The organism is Actinomycetospora endophytica (assembly GCF_021026375.1).
Lineage (GTDB): Bacteria > Actinomycetota > Actinomycetes > Mycobacteriales > Pseudonocardiaceae > Actinomycetospora > Actinomycetospora endophytica.
Map to the genome: position 1 here is coordinate 338527 of NZ_JAJNDB010000006.1, position 16824 is coordinate 355350.

At 73.8% G+C, this 16824-nt stretch carries 12 protein-coding genes; 1 reads left to right on the forward strand and 11 read right to left on the reverse strand.

Going from position 1 to position 16824, the window contains the following annotated elements; translation table 11 throughout:
• Nucleotides 1–2: 2 nt before the first annotated feature.
• The 8 genes from LQ327_RS25355 to LQ327_RS25390 all read right to left on the reverse strand — a co-directional run bounded on the left by LQ327_RS25355 (nucleotide 3) and on the right by LQ327_RS25390 (nucleotide 11027).
• Nucleotides 3–2513, reverse strand: a complete 2511-nt coding sequence (locus tag LQ327_RS25355; protein ID WP_230738582.1) for a GcvT family protein — start codon at nucleotides 2511–2513, stop codon at nucleotides 3–5.
• Nucleotides 2514–2532: 19 nt separating this feature from the next.
• Nucleotides 2533–3399 (reverse strand): methylenetetrahydrofolate reductase, encoded by an 867-nt coding sequence (locus LQ327_RS25360; protein WP_230738583.1) that lies wholly within the window; start codon nucleotides 3397–3399, stop codon nucleotides 2533–2535.
• 13 nt (nucleotides 3400–3412) lie between these two features.
• On the reverse strand, nucleotides 3413–4642 hold the full coding sequence (locus tag LQ327_RS25365) for a glycine cleavage T C-terminal barrel domain-containing protein (RefSeq protein ID WP_230738584.1): 1230 nt from the start codon (nucleotides 4640–4642) through the stop codon (nucleotides 3413–3415).
• 220 nt (nucleotides 4643–4862) lie between these two features.
• Nucleotides 4863–5366, reverse strand: a complete 504-nt coding sequence (locus LQ327_RS25370) for an SRPBCC domain-containing protein (RefSeq protein ID WP_230738585.1) — start codon at nucleotides 5364–5366, stop codon at nucleotides 4863–4865.
• A gap of 55 nt (nucleotides 5367–5421) precedes the next feature.
• On the reverse strand, nucleotides 5422–5754 hold the full coding sequence (locus LQ327_RS25375) for a GYD domain-containing protein (RefSeq protein WP_230738586.1): 333 nt from the start codon (nucleotides 5752–5754) through the stop codon (nucleotides 5422–5424).
• A 23-nt stretch (nucleotides 5755–5777) separates the two neighbouring features.
• Nucleotides 5778–6194 (reverse strand): ester cyclase, encoded by a 417-nt coding sequence (locus LQ327_RS25380; protein WP_230738587.1) that lies wholly within the window; start codon nucleotides 6192–6194, stop codon nucleotides 5778–5780.
• A gap of 146 nt (nucleotides 6195–6340) precedes the next feature.
• Nucleotides 6341–9145 (reverse strand): ATP-binding protein, encoded by a 2805-nt coding sequence (locus LQ327_RS25385; RefSeq protein ID WP_230738588.1) that lies wholly within the window; start codon nucleotides 9143–9145, stop codon nucleotides 6341–6343.
• 313 nt (nucleotides 9146–9458) lie between these two features.
• Nucleotides 9459–11027 carry a DUF6777 domain-containing protein gene (locus tag LQ327_RS25390; protein ID WP_230738589.1) on the reverse strand — a complete coding sequence of 523 codons (1569 nt, stop codon included), beginning with the start codon at nucleotides 11025–11027 and terminating at the stop codon, nucleotides 9459–9461.
• Nucleotides 11028–11230: 203 nt separating this feature from the next.
• On the opposite strand from LQ327_RS25390, the gene LQ327_RS25395 reads away from it, so the two are divergent.
• Nucleotides 11231–11896 (forward strand): HAD family hydrolase, encoded by a 666-nt coding sequence (locus LQ327_RS25395; protein ID WP_230738590.1) that lies wholly within the window; start codon nucleotides 11231–11233, stop codon nucleotides 11894–11896.
• On the opposite strand, the gene LQ327_RS25400 is transcribed toward LQ327_RS25395, so the two are convergent.
• From LQ327_RS25400 to LQ327_RS25410, 3 genes are all read right to left on the reverse strand, one after another.
• A complete protein-coding gene (locus LQ327_RS25400) occupies nucleotides 11884–13362 on the reverse strand; it encodes an oligosaccharide flippase family protein (RefSeq protein WP_230738591.1) in 1479 nt (492 codons plus the stop codon). The genes LQ327_RS25395 and LQ327_RS25400 overlap by 13 nt on opposite strands.
• 115 nt (nucleotides 13363–13477) lie before the next feature.
• Nucleotides 13478–14827, reverse strand: a complete 1350-nt coding sequence (locus LQ327_RS25405) for a beta-galactosidase (RefSeq protein WP_230738592.1) — start codon at nucleotides 14825–14827, stop codon at nucleotides 13478–13480.
• A gap of 3 nt (nucleotides 14828–14830) precedes the next feature.
• Nucleotides 14831–16684, reverse strand: coding sequence for an ArnT family glycosyltransferase (locus tag LQ327_RS25410; protein ID WP_308286374.1), 1854 nt, complete (start codon nucleotides 16682–16684; stop codon nucleotides 14831–14833).
• Nucleotides 16685–16824 lie beyond the last annotated feature (140 nt).

A 16824-nucleotide genomic window follows, 5' to 3' on the forward strand; every position in this document is an offset into this window, starting at 1 on the left:
CCTCACCCGCGCATCCGGGAGTCGTCGGGATCGAACAGCGGGGTGCGCCCCGCCCGGGCGACCGTCACCGGGTACCGCTCCCCCAGGTACTCGACGACCAGCCCGGTGCCCTCCGCCGCGTACCCGGGCGGCAGGTAGGCCATCAGCAGGTGCGTCCCCAGCGACGGCGCGGCGCCCGCGCTCGTGACGTACGACGGCCGGCCCCGGCGGTCGACGACACGCCGCCCGTCGGGCGTGAGCAGCGGCTCGCCACCCTGGGGATACCGCCGCAGACCGGCCGTGTCGCGGGCGTCGTCGAGGCGCAGTGTGCACAGCGTCGCCTCGGGCTCGCCCTCGCGCGCCTTGGTGTAGGCGGCCTTCCCGACGAAGTCCTGCGACTTGAGCCCGGACAGCGCGAGCCCGGCCTCGACCGGACCGTGCTCGGCGTCGAGCTCGTGGCCCATGAGCCGGTAGCCCTTCTCGATGCGGGCGGTGGTGCCGTAGACCCCGATGCCCGCCGGGACGAGCCCGTGCGGCGCCCCGGCCTCGACGAGCGTGTCCCAGAGCCGCAGGCCGGACTCGGGCGCCGCGTGCAGCTCCCACCCGAGCTCACCGACGTAGGACAGGCGCAGCGCGAGGACCGGCGTGGACCCGATCGTCAGCTCCCGGGCCGTCGCGAACGGGAACGCCGCGTCGGAGACGTCGTCGTCGGTGACCGCCGCGAGCACGTCGCGCGCCCGCGGGCCCCAGAGCCCGAGGGTGCACACCGCGGAGGTCACGTCCGCCAGCGCGACCGACCCGTCGCCGGGCCGGTGGCGGGCGAACCAGGCCAGGTCACGGGCACCGTCGGAACCGCCGGTGACCACCCGGAACCGGTTCTCGCCGAGCCGGACGACGGTCAGGTCGCTGCGGAACCCGCCGTCCGGGCCGAGGACCGGCGTGTAGATCACCCGGCCGACGGGCCGGTCCATCTGCGCCACCGTCAGGTGCTGGAGGTAGGCGAGCGCGCCCGGGCCACTCACGTCGAACTGCGAGAACGCGCTGAGGTCGATCATCGCCACACCCCGGCGCATCGCCAGGTGCTCGGCGTTGATGATCGGCGACCACCAGCGCGCGTCCCACTCGTGCGGGCGGCCCTCGACCCCGAGCTCGGCCACCAGCGGTGAGTTGGCGCCGTACCACTGCGGGCGCTCCCAGCCCGCGACCTCGAAGAACTCGGCCCCCAGTGCCCGCTCGCGCTCGTAGAACGGGGAGCGGCGGGCGCCACGGTCGGAGCCCCACTGCTCGCGCGGGTGGACGATCCCGTAGGTCTTGTTGAAGCCCTCGGAGGCGCGGGCGCGCACGTGGGACCGCGTGCGCTCGTGCGGGGCGAACCGGGCGATGTCCGCGGCGTGCGGGTCGATCTCGGGCGCGCCCGCCGTCATCCACTCGGCGATCAGCCGGCCGACCCCGGGCCCCTCCTTGATCCACACCGCGGCCGCCGACCAGAGGCCGCGGACCTCCGGCGTCTCGCCCAGCAGCGGGTGGCCGTCCGGCGTGAGCGAGAGCAGTCCGTTGATGGCGTGGCGGATGCCGGCGTCCGGTCGGTCGAGGACGCCGGCGAACAGGTCGAGCGCCGCCTCCATCTGCGGGTCGAAGTCGTCCGGGGTGAAGGGCAGCTGGGTGGGCGAGAGCGCCGCGGCGGCCGCGGACGGGATCTCGTCGGGCTCGTAGAGGATCGGCCGGTGGGCGTAGGAGCCGATCTCGAGGTCGGCGCCGCTCTGCCGCTCGTACATCAGCGGGTCCATGTCGCGGATGATCGGGAACGCGATCTCCCGCCCGGTCGCGGCGAGCTCGGCGATGGGCCCGACGTCGATCATCTGGTGCACGGCGGGGGTCAGCGGGATCGTCGCCCCGGCCAGGCGCGCGATGCGCGGGCTCCACACGCCGCACGCCACGACGACGTACTCGGTGTCGACGTCACCGCGGTCGGTGCGGACCCGGCGGACGCGGTCGTCCTCGGTGTCGATGCCGAGCACCTCGGTCAGCGCCGCGACCGTGAGCGCGCCCGCCTCGGTGGCGCGCTGCCGCATCAGCTCACCCGCCCGCAACGGGTCGACGACCGCGACCGACGGGGTCCGGAAGCCCGCGAGCAGCACCGTGGGATCGAGGCAGGGGACGTCCTGGGCGACCTCGGCCGGGGTGATGAGCTCGGCGTCGATGCCCCAGGCCCGCGCCGAGGACATCCGCCGGTGCAGCTCCTGGACGCGCTCGGGGGTGCGGGCCACCTCGATGCCGCCGCACGTGGTGAGCATGCCGAGCTCGCTGTACTGCCGCATCGAGTCGCCGGTGAGCAGGGTGATCTCGCGGGAGTGGTCCACCGGGAACACGAAGTTCGACGCGTGCCCGGTCGACCCGCCGGGATCGGGCAGTGGCCCCTTGTCGAGCAGCAGGATGTCGCGCCACCCGAGCCGTGCGAGGTGGTGCACGACGGAGTTGCCGACGATGCCGGCTCCGATCACGACGACCTGGGCCCGGTCCGGGAACGGGGTCATGGTTTCCTCCTCGGGCGCCTCACGCGGCCGCGCGGCCGGCCTGCGAGAGCCACCGCACGGTCGGCTCGATCTGGTTGAACGTGTAGACGTGGACGCGCTCGAGGTCGCAGTCGCCGGCGGCGACGTGGGCCGCGAGCCGCGCGACGAGCTCGTCGGGCCGGTGGCGGCCGGGCCGCAGGAGCGCCGCGGCGGTCGAGCGGTGGGACCGCGCGAACCGCGCGGCGTCGGTGACCCCGATGCGGATGCCGATGCGCAGCAGCCGCGCGGTGTCCACGACCCCGGGGATGCCGGCGACGACGGGCAGGTCCACGCCCCGCCGACGGGCCTCACCGACGAACGCGCAGAGGCGGTCGGCGTCGAAGCAGAGCTGCGTGACGGTGTAGTCGGCGTGCGCCTGCTTGGCCCGCAGGTCGGCCCAGAGCACGTCGTCGGAGATGCGGTGGTGGCCGTCGGGGTAGCTCGGGACGCCCACCCGCGCCGGGCGCCCGAGCTCCTCGATCGCCCGCAGCAGCGCGAGCCCGTCGGCGAACTCGCCCGCGGGCTCCCGGGCGTCGCCGCCGACGACGAACACGTCGTCCACCCCGACCCCGGCGAGCCGCTCGAGGTACCCGGCCAGCTCGGCCCGGTCGTGCAGGCTGCGGGCCGCGAGGTGCGGGACCGCGGCGAACCCCCGGGCCGCCAGCCCCTCGGCCACCGCCACGGTGGCCTCGACGCCCCGGCCGGGCGAGGCCGTCACGGTCACCGTGGCCCCGGCCGGGAGCCCGACGGCGGCCTCGAGCACACCCGCCGTCGGGACCACCTCCCAGCGCGGGTGCGCCAGCAGCGCGGCGAGCGCGGTGGGGTCGGTGTGGTCGTCCGCCGCGCCCGGGATTCCGGCTCGGTCCATGCCGTGCTCCCGCTCAGCCCTTGGGGGTCTGCTTGCTCGGGTCGACGAAGGGCTTCTCGACCACCACGGCGTCGCGGGTGTCGTCGAGCGTGGTGATCCGTAGCGTCGTCCCCAGCGGTGTGCATCCGACCCCGACCATGGCCAGCCCGAGGTTGCGCTCGAGCCGCGGTGACCAGCAGGCACTCGTCACCGACCCGACGATCTGGCCCGAGTCGTCCCACACCGTGAACGGCTCGATCATCGACCCGTCGTTGTACGAGCCGAGCGGTGTGCCACCGATATCGAGCCCGACCATCGACCGCGTGAGCCCGCGCTGCTTGGCGCGGATCAGGGCGTCCTTCCCGACGAAGTCCGCCTCCTGGTCGAGGTCGACCATCCACGTGTAGTCGTAGCCGACCTCGAGCGGGTTGGTGTCGAGGGTGATGTCGCACCCGTAGGCGAGCATCCCGCCCTCGATGCGCCGGATGTGGCACGGACCGATGGGGCGGATGTCGTAGGGACGGCCCGCCTCCCAGACCCGGTCCCACAGCCGGCCGGCGTCGCGGGTCGCGTGCCGGAGGTAGATCTCGTAGCCGATCTCGGCGCTGTAGCCGGTCCGGCTGATCACCACCTCCATGCCGTCCAGCACCGCGTGGCGCAGGTGGTAGTAGGGCATCTCGGCGACGGCCGCACCGAACAGGTCGGTGATCACGGCCTTGGCCTTCGGCCCCTGGACCTGCACCGGCGCGACGTCGATCTCGCGCACCTGCACGTCCCAGCCGCCGGCGTGCGCCAGGCCCATCGCCCACAGCCCGACGTCGGAGTCGGCGAGCGAGAGCCAGAAGCGGTCCTCCTCGACCCGCAGCAGCACCGGGTCGTTGATGATCCCGCCGTCCGGCGCGGTGATGAAGACGTACTTGCACTGGCCGACCGCGCACTTCGTCAGATCGCGGGGCACGAGCATGTTGGTGAACGCGAACGCGTCCGGCCCGGCGATCTCGATCTGGCGCTCGACGCCGACGTCCCAGAGGGTGACGCCCTCGAGCAGCGCCCAGTACTCCGCGACCGGATCGCCGTAGTGCCGGGGGTGGTAGGTGTGGTTGTAGACGCTGTACATCGCCACGCCGTGCGCCCGGGACTTCCAGAAATAGGGCGACTTGCGCAGGCGCGGGTACAGCAGGACCGCCGGGCTGGTGACCACCGTCGAGGGCGGTGGCGCCGGCGCGATGTCGAGCGCGGCCCGGGAGGGCAGGACGTCCGTCATCGGCACTCCACTTCATCGTGCGTCCGGGGAACCTCCGCGGTGGACCCGAGGGACGGGTTGCGAGTAGCGCAACCGGTTGTGTCTGGCGCAACGAGTCTGCGTCTGTGAGCGAGATCACGTCAATAGGGTTTGTCTCCGGTTTCGCCGCACGGCCACCCGTTGCGCGCCGATGCCCGGCCCCACCGAGGTGGGGCCGGGCATCGGGGGTCGTGCGGGCTCGTCAGGTGGTGCCGGTCGGCGCGCGCTCGACCACTCGGGCCAGATTCTCCAGCGTCTCCGTGAGCCGCTGGTCCGAGACGAAGGGGCAGAACGCAGCGAACCGGGGGTCGGTGACCCCGGACCAGTCGTAGATTTGTGTCACCTCGGTTCCGCCGGCGGTCTCCCGCAGTGCGTAGGTATACGTGTGACCGCCGGTCGTGATGTCGGCGAACTGCTCCACCAGCCAGCACTCGTAGGACCGATCGAGTTCCGGCGCCCACGCGATCCGCTCACCGTGCACGAATTCCGTGACGATGTTCCGTGATCGGTAGTGGCCGAGGTCCTCGCGGTACATGTCCATGACGAAGACCTGGCCGCGCTCGGTGATGCGGGGGCTCTCGCTGCTCGCGACGGTGCTCGATCCATCCAGGTCCGCGTGCGCGCGGGGGTTCGCGAGGATGTCGAAGACCGATTGCCTCGGCGCTGCGACCATCCTGCTCACGGTGCACTTCGTGCTGTTGTTCATCTCTCCTCCTCGAGGCCTCGTCGCTGATTCCCGCTGGTCGACATCGCGGGCGATGTCATGCGCCGGGCGCGGTGTAGACAGCGCCTTCGGTCCGGCTCAGCTCGAAGACGTGCGGCATCTCCCCGGGGTCGAGCAGAGCGTGGGTCTGCAACTCCCTGAATGCGCCCGTGCACATCGCCACGGTCGACATCGCCGCGGCCGCGGCCGCGTCGGGCAGGTCGGTCACGACCATCCCGTCGTGGGGACCGAGCATGAAGTGCACGCTCACGAGCGTTCCGCCGAGCCGCTCGATCACTGCGCCGATCGCGGCCGGTCGATCTCCTGGATTGGCCTGCATCTTCTGCCAGGCGTCGGTCGTATAGCTGAAGAACGCCACGAACTTGGCCATCGTCACTCCTCGTCCGGGCCCGACTAGGGGCGCACGCCGAGTTGTGCCAACAGTTCGGCGCGGTCGAAGTAGAGATGGGACGTCGCGATGCAGTCGCCGCGATACTGGTAGACGGCCGAGTAGCTGGTCCTGACCAGCCGACCGGTGGGCTGGATCCGGCTGCCGTCCGCCAGGAGCAGGACCCCGGTCTGGGTGCCCTCGAACACCGCCTCCTCGGCGCCGCGGTCGGAGGCCCCGAACGCGGTCCGCAGGGTGATGTGATTGTCCGGGAACGCATCCTGGTAGCCGTGCCAGAACAGCTCGGCCCCGTCGCGGCCGCGCAGGACGACCCCGCCAGGAGCGTTGATCTCGCAGTCGCTGTCGAACTCGGCGAGGAAGGCTTCCTTGTCCCGCTTGTTCCAGACGTCGACGCCGTCACGGATGAATTCGGCAACGTCCATCGGTGATCCTCCTTGCGGTGGCGCCCCGACCGTCGCGTCCGCGTTCTCGCGTCGCGCCGGCGAGGTCGGACGCCGACGCTACGAAGGAGGGCCGCGGACAACCCCGGGGAAGACACCGGGAACTACGGGGCGTCCGGTCTCCGGGATCAGCCGATCGGCCCTGGGGGAACCGCAGGGGCCGGAGCGAGCTGTTCCGATCGAACGATCAGGTCGCGGCGCGAGCGCACCTCGAGCTTCGCGTACACATGCCCGAGGTGATATTCGACGGTCCGCGCCGTGATGGACAGGGCGACGGCGATCTCCCGGTTGGCCAGACCGTCGGCGGCCAACCGGGCCACCCGCGATTCCTGGACGGTCAGTTCCCGGGATCGGCCGCGATGGCGACGACCACCGGCTGCACTCAGCTCGTCGCGGGCCGTCCCCGCCAGTCGCACGGCGCCGAGCCCCTGCGCCCGGGCCAGGGCGTCCGCCAGGACCGGTCGGGCCCGGGCCGGCCGCCCGCGCCGGCGGAGGAACGACCCGTAGGCCAGCAGCGTCTCGACGTGCTCGAGCGGCAGCTCGACCTCGTCGTGCACGGCGACCGCGGACCGGTGGTGGCCCTCGGCGCCGTCGAGGTCGCCGTCGGCCTCGGCGAGCGCGGCACGCCCGGCGTGGGCGGCGATCCGCGGCCAGCGGCACGGCAGTCCCCGGGCGGTGCTCCGGTCCAGCACCGAGACGACCCGCCGCGCATCGTCGGACCGGCCGCCGGCCACGTACGCGACGGCGGCGTACCGGGCCCAGTACCACATGCACGGGTTCTCGAAGCGGAGCCGCCGGGCGAGGTCCTCGACGCGGCTGAACAACTCGCACGCCGCCGCGACCGCGCCGGTGTCGAGCAGCCGGCGTGCCTGGACGGCCCAGCCGACGACGAGCGCCCCGAACTCGCCGGTGTCGGCGGTGGTCTCGATGCGCCGGTAGACGACGTCGGCCTCGGCGCCGCGCCCCAGCTCGTAGAGGATCGCGAGGAGCCCGACGTCGACGAACCTGGCGAGCATCGGCACCAGTTCGGCCAGCTCGCCCGCGCGCCGGGCGTGGCCGAGGGCGTCGTCGAGGCGACCGCGCTCGTGGCACAACCGGGCTCGCGCGATCGCGAGGGAGGCGACCGCGTCCACCGCGCCGCCGCGCTCGGCCGCCGCTGCCGCCGTCGCGAGCACCTGTTCGGCCTCGGACATCCGCTCGGTGAAGCTCAGCATGTGCCCGTAGAGCACGATCGTGCCCCACGTCCACGACAGGTCGCCGATCTGCGCCGCCGTGTCCATCGCCAGGCCGCGGTAGGCCTCGTCGGCGGCCCGGGTGCCGCCGGCGTCTCCGGTGAGGACGGCGACGAAGGCCCAGGCCACCGTGGCCCGACGGCGGAGAACCGGGTCGGCGGCGGGGGCGAGGTCGAGCGCGCGGGCCACCAACGGCAGCGACGTGACCGGCCCGGCCGTGGCCCACGAGGCCATCGCCTCGTCGAGCAGTGCCTCGATCGCCGCCGCCGGGTCGGCGTCGGCGATCAGCTCCACCGCCTCGGCGAACCGTGCCGACGCGGCCGGGTAGGCGGCCATCGACGTATGGGCGCGCCCCAGCATCCGGAGGGCGCTCGCCCGGTCCGCGACCTGGGTCGTCGGGTCGGCCAGCAGGCGCTCGTAGATCTCGACCGCCCGCTCTGCGGCGGCGGTGCTCAGCAACGCCTCTCCGTACGCCAGCAGCAGCGTCGGGTCGGGCCGATCACCGGCCCACTCGACCGCGGCGCGCAACTGCCCGACCGCGGTCGCCGACGCGCCCGCCCGCAGCGCCGCGGTCCCGGCCCGGGTCAGCACGTCGACCACGGCCGGGTCGTCGGCGAGGTCGGATCGCAGGGCGTGCTCGGCCGCCGCCGCGTCGCGGCCGCGGGCGTGCAGGAGCGCGAACGCTCCCGCATGCAGCCGCGCCCGGACCGGCGCCGGGATCTCGTCGTAGAGGGCCTGCCGGAACAGCGGATGGACGAACTCGAGAGCCCCGCCTGGTGCGGCGGTGAACAGACCGCTCCGGCACAGCGCCTCCGTGGTCGACCCGGGCGGCTGATCGGGCACCCCCGCGAGCGCCGTCGCGAGCGTCGGGGGGAACCGCACTCCCAGCACGCCGGCCGCCCGCGCGACCCGCAACCCGTCGGGCGGCAACCCGGCGAACCGCGTCAGCAGGACACCGTCCCCGGCCACACCTGACGACGGCACCGCGGTCTCTTCGCCGCGACACGTCGCACGGGCCAGCTGTTCGAGGAGCAGCGGGTTCCCACCCGCCGACGTCCACGCCGCACGGACCAGACGGTCGTCGACCGGGCGCCCCGCGAGGGCGGCCAGCAGCGCGCCCGCCGAGCGTCGGCTCAGGGGAGCCAGGACCTCGATCTCGGCCGCGCCGTCGTGGGCGAGCGCTTCGCACATCTGCAGAGCGGCCGGCGGAAACGGCCGGAGGGCACCCACGACGGCCACCGGCAGCTGGGCGATCCGCCGGCACAGGAACGCCAGCATCGCCAGGGAATCCGGATCGGCCCAGTGCAGGTCGTCGGCTGCCAACAGGAGCGGTGTCCGCGATTCCCGCACCCGCCGGAGCACGCGGTAGAACCTCGACGCTCGCGCGACCCCCGCGTCCGCGGCCGGGCCGTCCCATCCGCGGTCACCGTCGCCGACCAGATCCCGATATCCCCACGCGTCGAATGCCTGGGACACCATTCCGAACGGCAACGCCGACTCCATCTCGTCGCCGCGGGCTTTCCCCACCAGATGATCGGGGGCCGCGGCCGAACAGGCATTCCGCAGGCAGCTCGTCTTGCCCAGTCCCGCACCACCGAGCAGGAACAGTCCGCCGCCACGGCCCGACCGGGTCCGCGCGAACAGTCGGTCCACCGCACCGACCACCGACTCGCGCTCCCACATCCCGATCGAATCGATCATCGACGGATCCATTCGGCGAATCTCGATCACGACGCCGGAGTCCTGTCCTGTTCCTTTCCGGCGTCAGTGACCCCCTTGGTCCACGGGCGACCGAGAGTGACGACGGGCCCTCTGGAATGCAAGAGGCCAGACCTGGACGGCCCAACAATTCCGCCCGCAGCGGTGCGAATCATCGATATGACCCCAAGAGCGCCCCAAGCATGCCACCGGTTCCGCACAAGAATGTCTTCATTCTCGGTGCGCGAATGCTCCGGCACGCGCCGCTGCCCGGCCCCACCGAGGTGGGACCGGGCAGCGGGGTCGCAGGGTCAGGTCACTGGTCGGAGCCCTCCTTGCTGCTCTTCTGCGAGCCGCCGGTCGAGGAGTTCGAGGAGCTGCTGCTCGACGAGCCGGTCTTGGCGGAACCGCCGGTGGCGGAGGAGCCGGTCTCCCCCGTGGAGCCGGTCTCGCCGCCCTTCGTCGTGCCCGTCGCCGGTGTGGTGCCGGTCGCGGCGTCGGCCGAGCCGGTCGGGAGCTTGCAGTCCTTGGTGGCCGTGTCGGCGACGACGGTGGCGGTGCAGGTCGTGGTGCCGGTGGCCGGGCCCTGGGCCGGCAGCGTCTGCTCCTCGGCCGGGATCCCGGCCCCCGGGCCGACCGTCGGGTTGTTCTGGACCTTCGTGGCCTTGTCCTGCTCGTCCTTCGCGGCCGGGGCCTTCGCGGAGTCGTCGGCCTTCTGCTGGGCGTCCTTCGCGTTCTTCTCGGCCGCCTCGGCGGTGCCCTTGGCGCTGGTGGCCGCGGCGTCGGCGAACTTGAACTGGTTGTTCTTGGTCTCCAGGTCCTGCTTGGCCTGGTCGCGGACCTTCGTCAGCTCGGCGATCACCGTCGGGTTCGCGCCCTCGGCGATCGCGCGGGCCAGGTCGGCCTCGGCGCCGTTGAGGTTGGTCTGGGCGATCGTGGCGGCGTTCTTGAAGCCGTCGGCCCGCTCGCGGGCGGCGGTGGCCTCGGCGCGGGCCTTGTCGGCGGTGGCCTTCGCCTCCTGGGCCTGCTTCACGAGCGCCGGGTCGGGCTGCGGGGTGGTCGTGGGATTGGGCCCGGGATGCGGCTTGGGGTCGGGCTTGCCCGGGATGACGACGACGCGGGAGTTGTCGATCGAGGTGAAGCTGAACTGCGTGATGACCTGGGGGGTGGGGGTGATCGTGACCGCGTCCGAGGCCTGCGCCCCGGCGGTGAGCGGGTTGCCGTTGAAGCACTTGACGGTGGGCTCGCCGTAGCTGTTGACCAGCACCGCGGTGCCGGCGGCGAGGATCGCGGGCTGCTCGGTGAACGCGCCGTCGCTGTACGGGTGGTCGGTCACCGAGGTGTTCGCCCGCAGCACCACCGGGGAGAGGCTGTCGACGAACGCGGGGACGTCGCTCGCGCCGAGGCCGAAGACCCCGCCGAAGGCGGCGAGCTTGGCCGGGTCGGCCTGCAGCTGGCCGAGGAGGTCGGCGGTGGTGCAGGCGGGCGGGGTGGTGGCCGCATAGAGACCCTTCGTGTCACCGGACTGCGGGCCGGTGGCGGCGACGGCGGCGACCTGCGGGGCGTCGGTGCCGAACGGGCTCGTCGTCGGGTTGGCCCCGGCGAAGGAGGTCGACTGCACCGCGGCCTGGGCCGGGGAGCTGGAGAGCGCGATCCAGGTGCCGGCCCCACCGAGGACCAGGCCCGCGGCGACCATCCCGGCGACGATCTTCCCGGCCAGCGGCCGCTTGGGGGTGGACTGCCCGAGTGGAGGTGGGACCGAGCCGGCGAACTGCCGACCGGACGAGGTCTGGGGCCCGAACTGGCCGGTGCGGAACTGCGGGGCGTCATGGCGCGGGGTGCCGTACTGCTGGGGGTGGACGGTGCGGGGGTCGAAGTTCGTCATGGCGGGCTCCTCGGTGTGTCCTGAGGGGCCTCGGCGACCCCGTCTCGGTGATGGGAGAAGCCTGTCGCGATCGTGATCGACCAACGATCGTGTGCGCCCCCGAGCAGGGCGGGGAGCACCCGCCGGGTCAGCGGGGGTTCTCCCTACCCGACGACCGCCGGAATCGGCTGGGCCCGCCGACGCCGGTCGGGCACGCTGCCCCCGTGACCGCCCTGCACGTCTTCGACATGGACGGGACCCTGCTGCGCGGCACCACCGCGAGCCGGGAGATCTGCCGCCGGCTCGACCGGATCGCGGAGATCGACGAGCTCGAGCGCCGCTTCAGGGGACGGGAGATCACCGACGCGCAGTTCGCCGTCGGGGTCCACGGACTCTGGTCGACGCTGCACACCGAGCTGGTCGACGACATCGCCGACGGCGCGCCCTGGATCGACGGGATCGCCGAGGTCTGCGCCGACATCGCCGCCCGCGGCGAGACCTCGATGCTGATCACCCTGTCGCCGGACTTCTTCGCCCGCCACCTACTGCGGCTGGGCGTCGACGTCGTGCACGGCTCGGCGTTCCCGCCCCTGCCGTTCACGGCTCCCGTCGACCCCGCCGCGATCCTGACCCCGGCCGACAAGGTCCGGATCACCGAGGCCGAGCGCGCGGCCCGCCACCTCTCGACGAACGCCTGCGTCGCCTACGGCGACTCCCGCTCCGACGAGCCGCTGTTCGCCCACCTGACGCACACCATCGCCGTCAACGCCGACCCCGTGGTCGAGGCGCTCGCCCGGGTCACCTACCGGGGCGACGACCTGCGGGAGCCCTACGCCCAGGCCCGCCGGCTGCTCGACGGCGACGGTCCGACCGGCACCTACACCCGCTGAACCCGGCGGCCGTCGAGGAACCCTCGCACCCGGGCCACGTCCTGCGCCGGGACCGCACCCAGGACGACGGCGAGCACCACGTAGACGAGCAGCGCCACCGCGATCACGACCAGGTCCGGCCCCCGCCCCGAGGCCGCTGCCAGCGCCAGCAGACCCGCCAGCACACCCACCGAGGCACTCCACGCCAGCGCGCGCCGCACCGGCAGCGCGCCCACCGGGTGCTGGCGCAGGTACACGGCGCCCAGCACGCCCACCCCGACCCAGGCCCCGACCGCAAATCCGGCGGCCGCCCCCGTCGCACCGTGCCCCGGGACGAGCACGGCCATCGTCGCGACCTCGGCCACGGCGGCCGCCGGGATGCGGACCGCGGCCGCCCGGGCGAGACCCCGCGCGAAGAGCGCCTTGAGCAGCATGTCGCCGACGATCAGCCCGACGGCGCCGAGCGCGATCACCCGGGTCGGGCCCGCGGCGTCGGCGTACTCGGCAGGGAAGAGCCGCCCGATGAACGAGTCCGGGGTCACCGCGAGCACGAGCAGCATCGGGACCAGCGCGAGGGGGACCCAGCGCATCCCGGTGACGACCCAGCCGTGCGCCTCCGCCGCGCCGCGCGCCCGGGCGACGAACGGGAACACCACGTCGGAGAGAGCGCTCCCGACGAGGAACGGCGCCTTGGCCAGGATGGCCGCCGCCTGGTAGCTGCCGACCGCGGCGACGGTGACGCCGTGGCCCTGGCCCAGGACGCCGAGCAGCAGCACGTCGAGCGTGCCGATCAGGCCGAAGCCGGTGGTCGCGACGGCCATCGGCGCGGCGGCCGCGAACTCCCGCCACCCGGCGACCGCGCCCCGCAGGCGGGGCAGCCGGTCACGGAACATCCACCACCCGGTCCCCGCCGCGGCCACCGCGCCGATCAGCAGGGCCCACCCCACCCCCAGGACGCCCGCCCCGACCAAGGCGACCACGCCGAGACCGACCGCCACCTTGACGACGACCTCCGCGATGCGGACCGCGCTCACGGCGGTGAACCGCCGGGTGCCCTGCAGGCCGCCGACGAGGACCTGGCCGAGCGCGAGGAGCACGATCGTGACCGCGACCAGCAGGGTGAGCCCCGGCCCGGCGCCGGGCAGGATCGCGCCGGTCACGAGCTGCACGCCGGCGAACCCCGCCGCGAGCACCGCACCGAGCCCGACGTTGCCCAGCAGGGCCGCGCGGAAGGACGCCGCCGCGGAGGCCGGGTCGTCGTCGCGGGCGACCCGCCGCGCCAGGGCCCAGGGGAAACCGGCCGCGAGGATCGAGGTGGCGAGCAGCAGCACGGTCAGCAGCACGCTGACGACGCCGAACTCGTCGGCGGGGAGCAGCCACGCGAGCGCGAGCCCGAAGCCGTAGTTCAGGGGGGCGGTCAGGGCGATGGCCGCCATCGAGACCGCGGTCCCGGTGACCGCGGACTGGTGTCCTCGGAGGTCTCGCATCGTGGGTCGCCTTCCTCGCTGGTGGGCGAGTTCAGCGTCGTTGCGGCCGGGTCCGGGCGGGATGGGGACGGCCCTGGAGACGGCGGGGGCAGTCCCTACATCGGTCCGCCGACGATCAGGAGGCGGACCCCGCGATGACCCGGCCGTAGCCGGCCACGTCGATCCCCGAGCCGGGCTCGAAGAGCTGGTCCTCGAACGCGAGGTACCACGCCTCGAGGCCGCAGTCGCGCGCGTACCGGCCCGCCTGGACCATCTGGTCGGGCTCGTCGTCGGACTGGGCGGTGCCGCCGGTGTTGGTGAGGTCCGGGGGCCCGGGGTTCTCGGCCACGACGCCGAGGCCCGCCTCGTGGGCGAGCGCGACCGTCCAGCGCTGGGAGGCGCCGCGGTCAAGGCCCGCGGCGGTCAGCGACGCGGTCGTGTCGTCCGGACGGCAGGTGTCCTGCGGCGGGTCCGCGGCCCGGGCCCGGACGGCGCTGTCGTCGTCGAGGCTGGTGAAGTCGACGAGGATCCGCGACGACGGGGACGTGGCGCGCAGCCGGGCGTCGAGATCCGCGAACACCCGGAACTGCGACGGGTAGTCGAGGCCCTTCCCGAGCGCGCCGTCCGGGTCGGCCCGGCCGTCGAGCAGCCCGGCGACGGCCTCCTGCCGGTCGGCCGGGAGCACCCCGCGCCCGGCCAGCGGGACCTGGAAGTCCCCGGTGAAGCCGACCCCGCGCAGCGCGTCGGTGAGCCAGACGACGGAGTCGGCCAGCGAGCCGGTGTACCAGTCGTACCAGCGCCCGGCGTCGTCGGCGGTGACCGGCGCGTCCTGCCACGTCGGCGAGCCCGGCACCCACCCGGGCAGCGGCGACGCGTCGACGCCCGCCGCCCGGCCGGGCCCTCCCTGGGCCGGCGCGCCGAACGCCCAGAACGCCGTGCCGCCCGTTTCCGGTTCCGCGCTCGGGTAGCCGAGCTCGCCGGCCACCCGGACGGTGGCCACCCGCCCGAAGCCGACCTGACCCGCGACGTCGCGCAGGTAGGCGGTGGCGGCGTCCCGCGCCCCGGCGCTGAACACCAGGTCGGCCTCACCTTGGGAGGAGCTCCGGCCCGCCTGGTCGACGAAGGCGGCGCCGGGCAGCCCGAGGACCCACGGCGGCGGGTTCTGCAGGCCGAGTCCCAGCACGACCCGCAGTCCGCCCGCGGCGCAGGCCTCGATCCGGGCGCGCACCGACGCGAGGTAGCCCTCGTCGGTGACGCCCGGGGCCGGCTCGGCCTGGGCCCACTGCATCTCGGTCATGGCCGTGGTGACCCCGGCCTTCCGCAGCGCCGCGACCCGGTCCGGGTCGCAGGAGGACGCGAGCACCCCGAACGCGGGCCGCTCCGGCGGCGCGGGCCGCCCGATCGACCCGAACGCCGTCAGCACAAGCACGACCACCACCACCACCGCCGCCACGCCGCCGCCGGCGAGCCACCACCGTGCGCGCACGACTCATCCGCTCTCGGAGACGGGCGGGACGTCCTGGCCGGCGGCGACGGCCGCGTCGAGGGCGGGCCGGTCGACCTGCCAGACCGTGGTGTCGCCGTTGGTCGGTCCGTGGGCGGTGTAGAGCGGCCGGGCGTGCTGGGACAGCCAGCTCAGCATCTGCGGGGCGGCGTCGCCGTAGCCCTGCTCGAGCGGCTTGGACGAGGTCAGGACGTACTGCGCGTCGTTGTCCCGCAGCTGGGTCAGGCTGGGCCAGTCCCCCCAGCCCTCGCGGGGCAGGAACGCGAGCTGGCCGACCGGCCCGGTGAGCCCCACCCGCGCGTCGGCGGGCAGGTTCGTCGCCATCCACGCCCTCGCCTGCGGGAAGGTGTCGTCGACGGTCAGCCGCGCCGAGATCCCGAGGATCAGGGTGGCCGCCACGAACACCGACCCGACGACGACTAGCGGGCGGCGCAGCGTCGGCCGTCGGTCCCGCAGCTCCGCGAGCGACGTCGCGCAGACCACGACCGAGACGACGACGGTGTAGTAGCCGAACTGCTCCTCGAGGGCGCCCGCCGCGAGCGAGTACACCCCGAACAGGCCGGTGGACACGCCGATGAGGCCCATGAGGCGCCGCGCGGTCGACTTCGCGAAGACCGTCCCGAAGCCGGCGAACAGGCACAGGCCGAGCAGCACGTAGCTGGTGCCGAAGCGCGAGAGCTCGGCGATCAGCCGGTCCACCAGGCTCACGTTGCTCGCGTGGAACCCGGTGACCTGGTCGAGCCCGATCAGCCGACGGAGGCCGCCGAGCTTCTGCCCCGCCCACTCGCCGAACTCCCCGTTCGCGGCGACCACGGCCACGATCACGGTGTAGGGCACCAGCGAGCCCAGCAGGATGCGGCCGGTCTGCGCCGGCCCGAGGGTGCGGCGCCAGACCACGGCGAGGAGCAGCGGGACGAGGATCTGGATGGCCGTCATGTCCTTGGTGGCCAGCGCGCACCCGAACACCACCCCGACGCCGACCTCGCGCCAGCGCCGGACCCACGGGGTCGCCGGGTTGGTGAGGACGCCGAGGAGCAGCAGCCAGGCCGCGAGGGTCCACATGGTGGCCGGCGTCTCGAGCATCACGCGACTGTCGTTGCGCAGGATGAACGGGTCGAACGCCAGGACCGCGGCGCCGCCCAGGGCGATCGGGAGCGGCACGACCTTGCGCAGCAGCCGGAACCCGAGCACGACGGTGATCGCGCCGAGGATCGCCGTGACCCAGCGCAGGTCGTAGACGAGATCCATGACCGGCAGCGACCCGAGCGCGAAGATCTTGATGAACGCCGCGTCGAGGAGGAACGAGCCGATCGGGTGCAGGTAGAAGTGGTCGCCCTGGAACGTCGGGGTCTGCCCCGACGCCACCGAGTTCCCGATCTGCGCGTAGATCAGCTCGTCGACGAACAGGTCGTTCGCCCGCTCCAGGCCGATCGCCCGGATCGCGAAGGCGATCAGGCCGATGAGCGCCGTCAGCGGCCACGTCCGCCCGACGGTGAGCCACCCGAGGCGGCCGCGCTGGGAGGGCCGGATGATCGAGGTGAGCGCCGGGCCCTGCGATCCCGACGGCGGGCCCGGGCGCCGGTCGGCGGCGGGCGGACCCCACGGCGGCCGGGTCGTCCCGGGCGGCCCGGCGGGTCCGGTCGGTCCTGGTCCGGTCGGTCCGGGTCCGGTCTGTCCTGGCGGACGGGGTGGACCCGGCGGGCGCGGCGGCCCGCCGGGGACGGGGCGGGGGCCCGGGATGCGGGTGGGGCGCGGGCCGGGCGGCCGGGGCGGTCCCGGGATCGGACCGGTGGGCCGGGGGCCCTGGGGACCACCGGGCACGCCACGGCTCTCGGGCACGTCCCCACCTCCCCACCCGGGCCCGAGACTCGCCGGCAGGAACTCTGTGTGAGCATCGCCCGCCGCGACTCCCGAGTGATTCACTCTATCGACCCCGCCACGACCGCGAACAGTGCTCACGACGGGTGATTTGACGGATT

Coding starts and splice junctions, on each gene's coding strand:
- LQ327_RS25355 (WP_230738582.1), bottom strand. CDS start 2,513: ATGACCCCGTTCCCGGACCGGGCCCAGGTCGTCGTGATCGGAGCCGGC.
- LQ327_RS25360 (WP_230738583.1), bottom strand. CDS start 3,399: ATGGACCGAGCCGGAATCCCGGGCGCGGCGGACGACCACACCGACCCC.
- LQ327_RS25365 (WP_230738584.1), bottom strand. CDS start 4,642: ATGACGGACGTCCTGCCCTCCCGGGCCGCGCTCGACATCGCGCCGGCG.
- LQ327_RS25370 (WP_230738585.1), bottom strand. CDS start 5,366: ATGAACAACAGCACGAAGTGCACCGTGAGCAGGATGGTCGCAGCGCCG.
- LQ327_RS25375 (WP_230738586.1), bottom strand. CDS start 5,754: ATGGCCAAGTTCGTGGCGTTCTTCAGCTATACGACCGACGCCTGGCAG.
- LQ327_RS25380 (WP_230738587.1), bottom strand. CDS start 6,194: ATGGACGTTGCCGAATTCATCCGTGACGGCGTCGACGTCTGGAACAAG.
- LQ327_RS25385 (WP_230738588.1), bottom strand. CDS start 9,145: ATGATCGATTCGATCGGGATGTGGGAGCGCGAGTCGGTGGTCGGTGCG.
- LQ327_RS25390 (WP_230738589.1), bottom strand. CDS start 11,027: ATGACGAACTTCGACCCCCGCACCGTCCACCCCCAGCAGTACGGCACC.
- LQ327_RS25400 (WP_230738591.1), bottom strand. CDS start 13,362: ATGCGAGACCTCCGAGGACACCAGTCCGCGGTCACCGGGACCGCGGTC.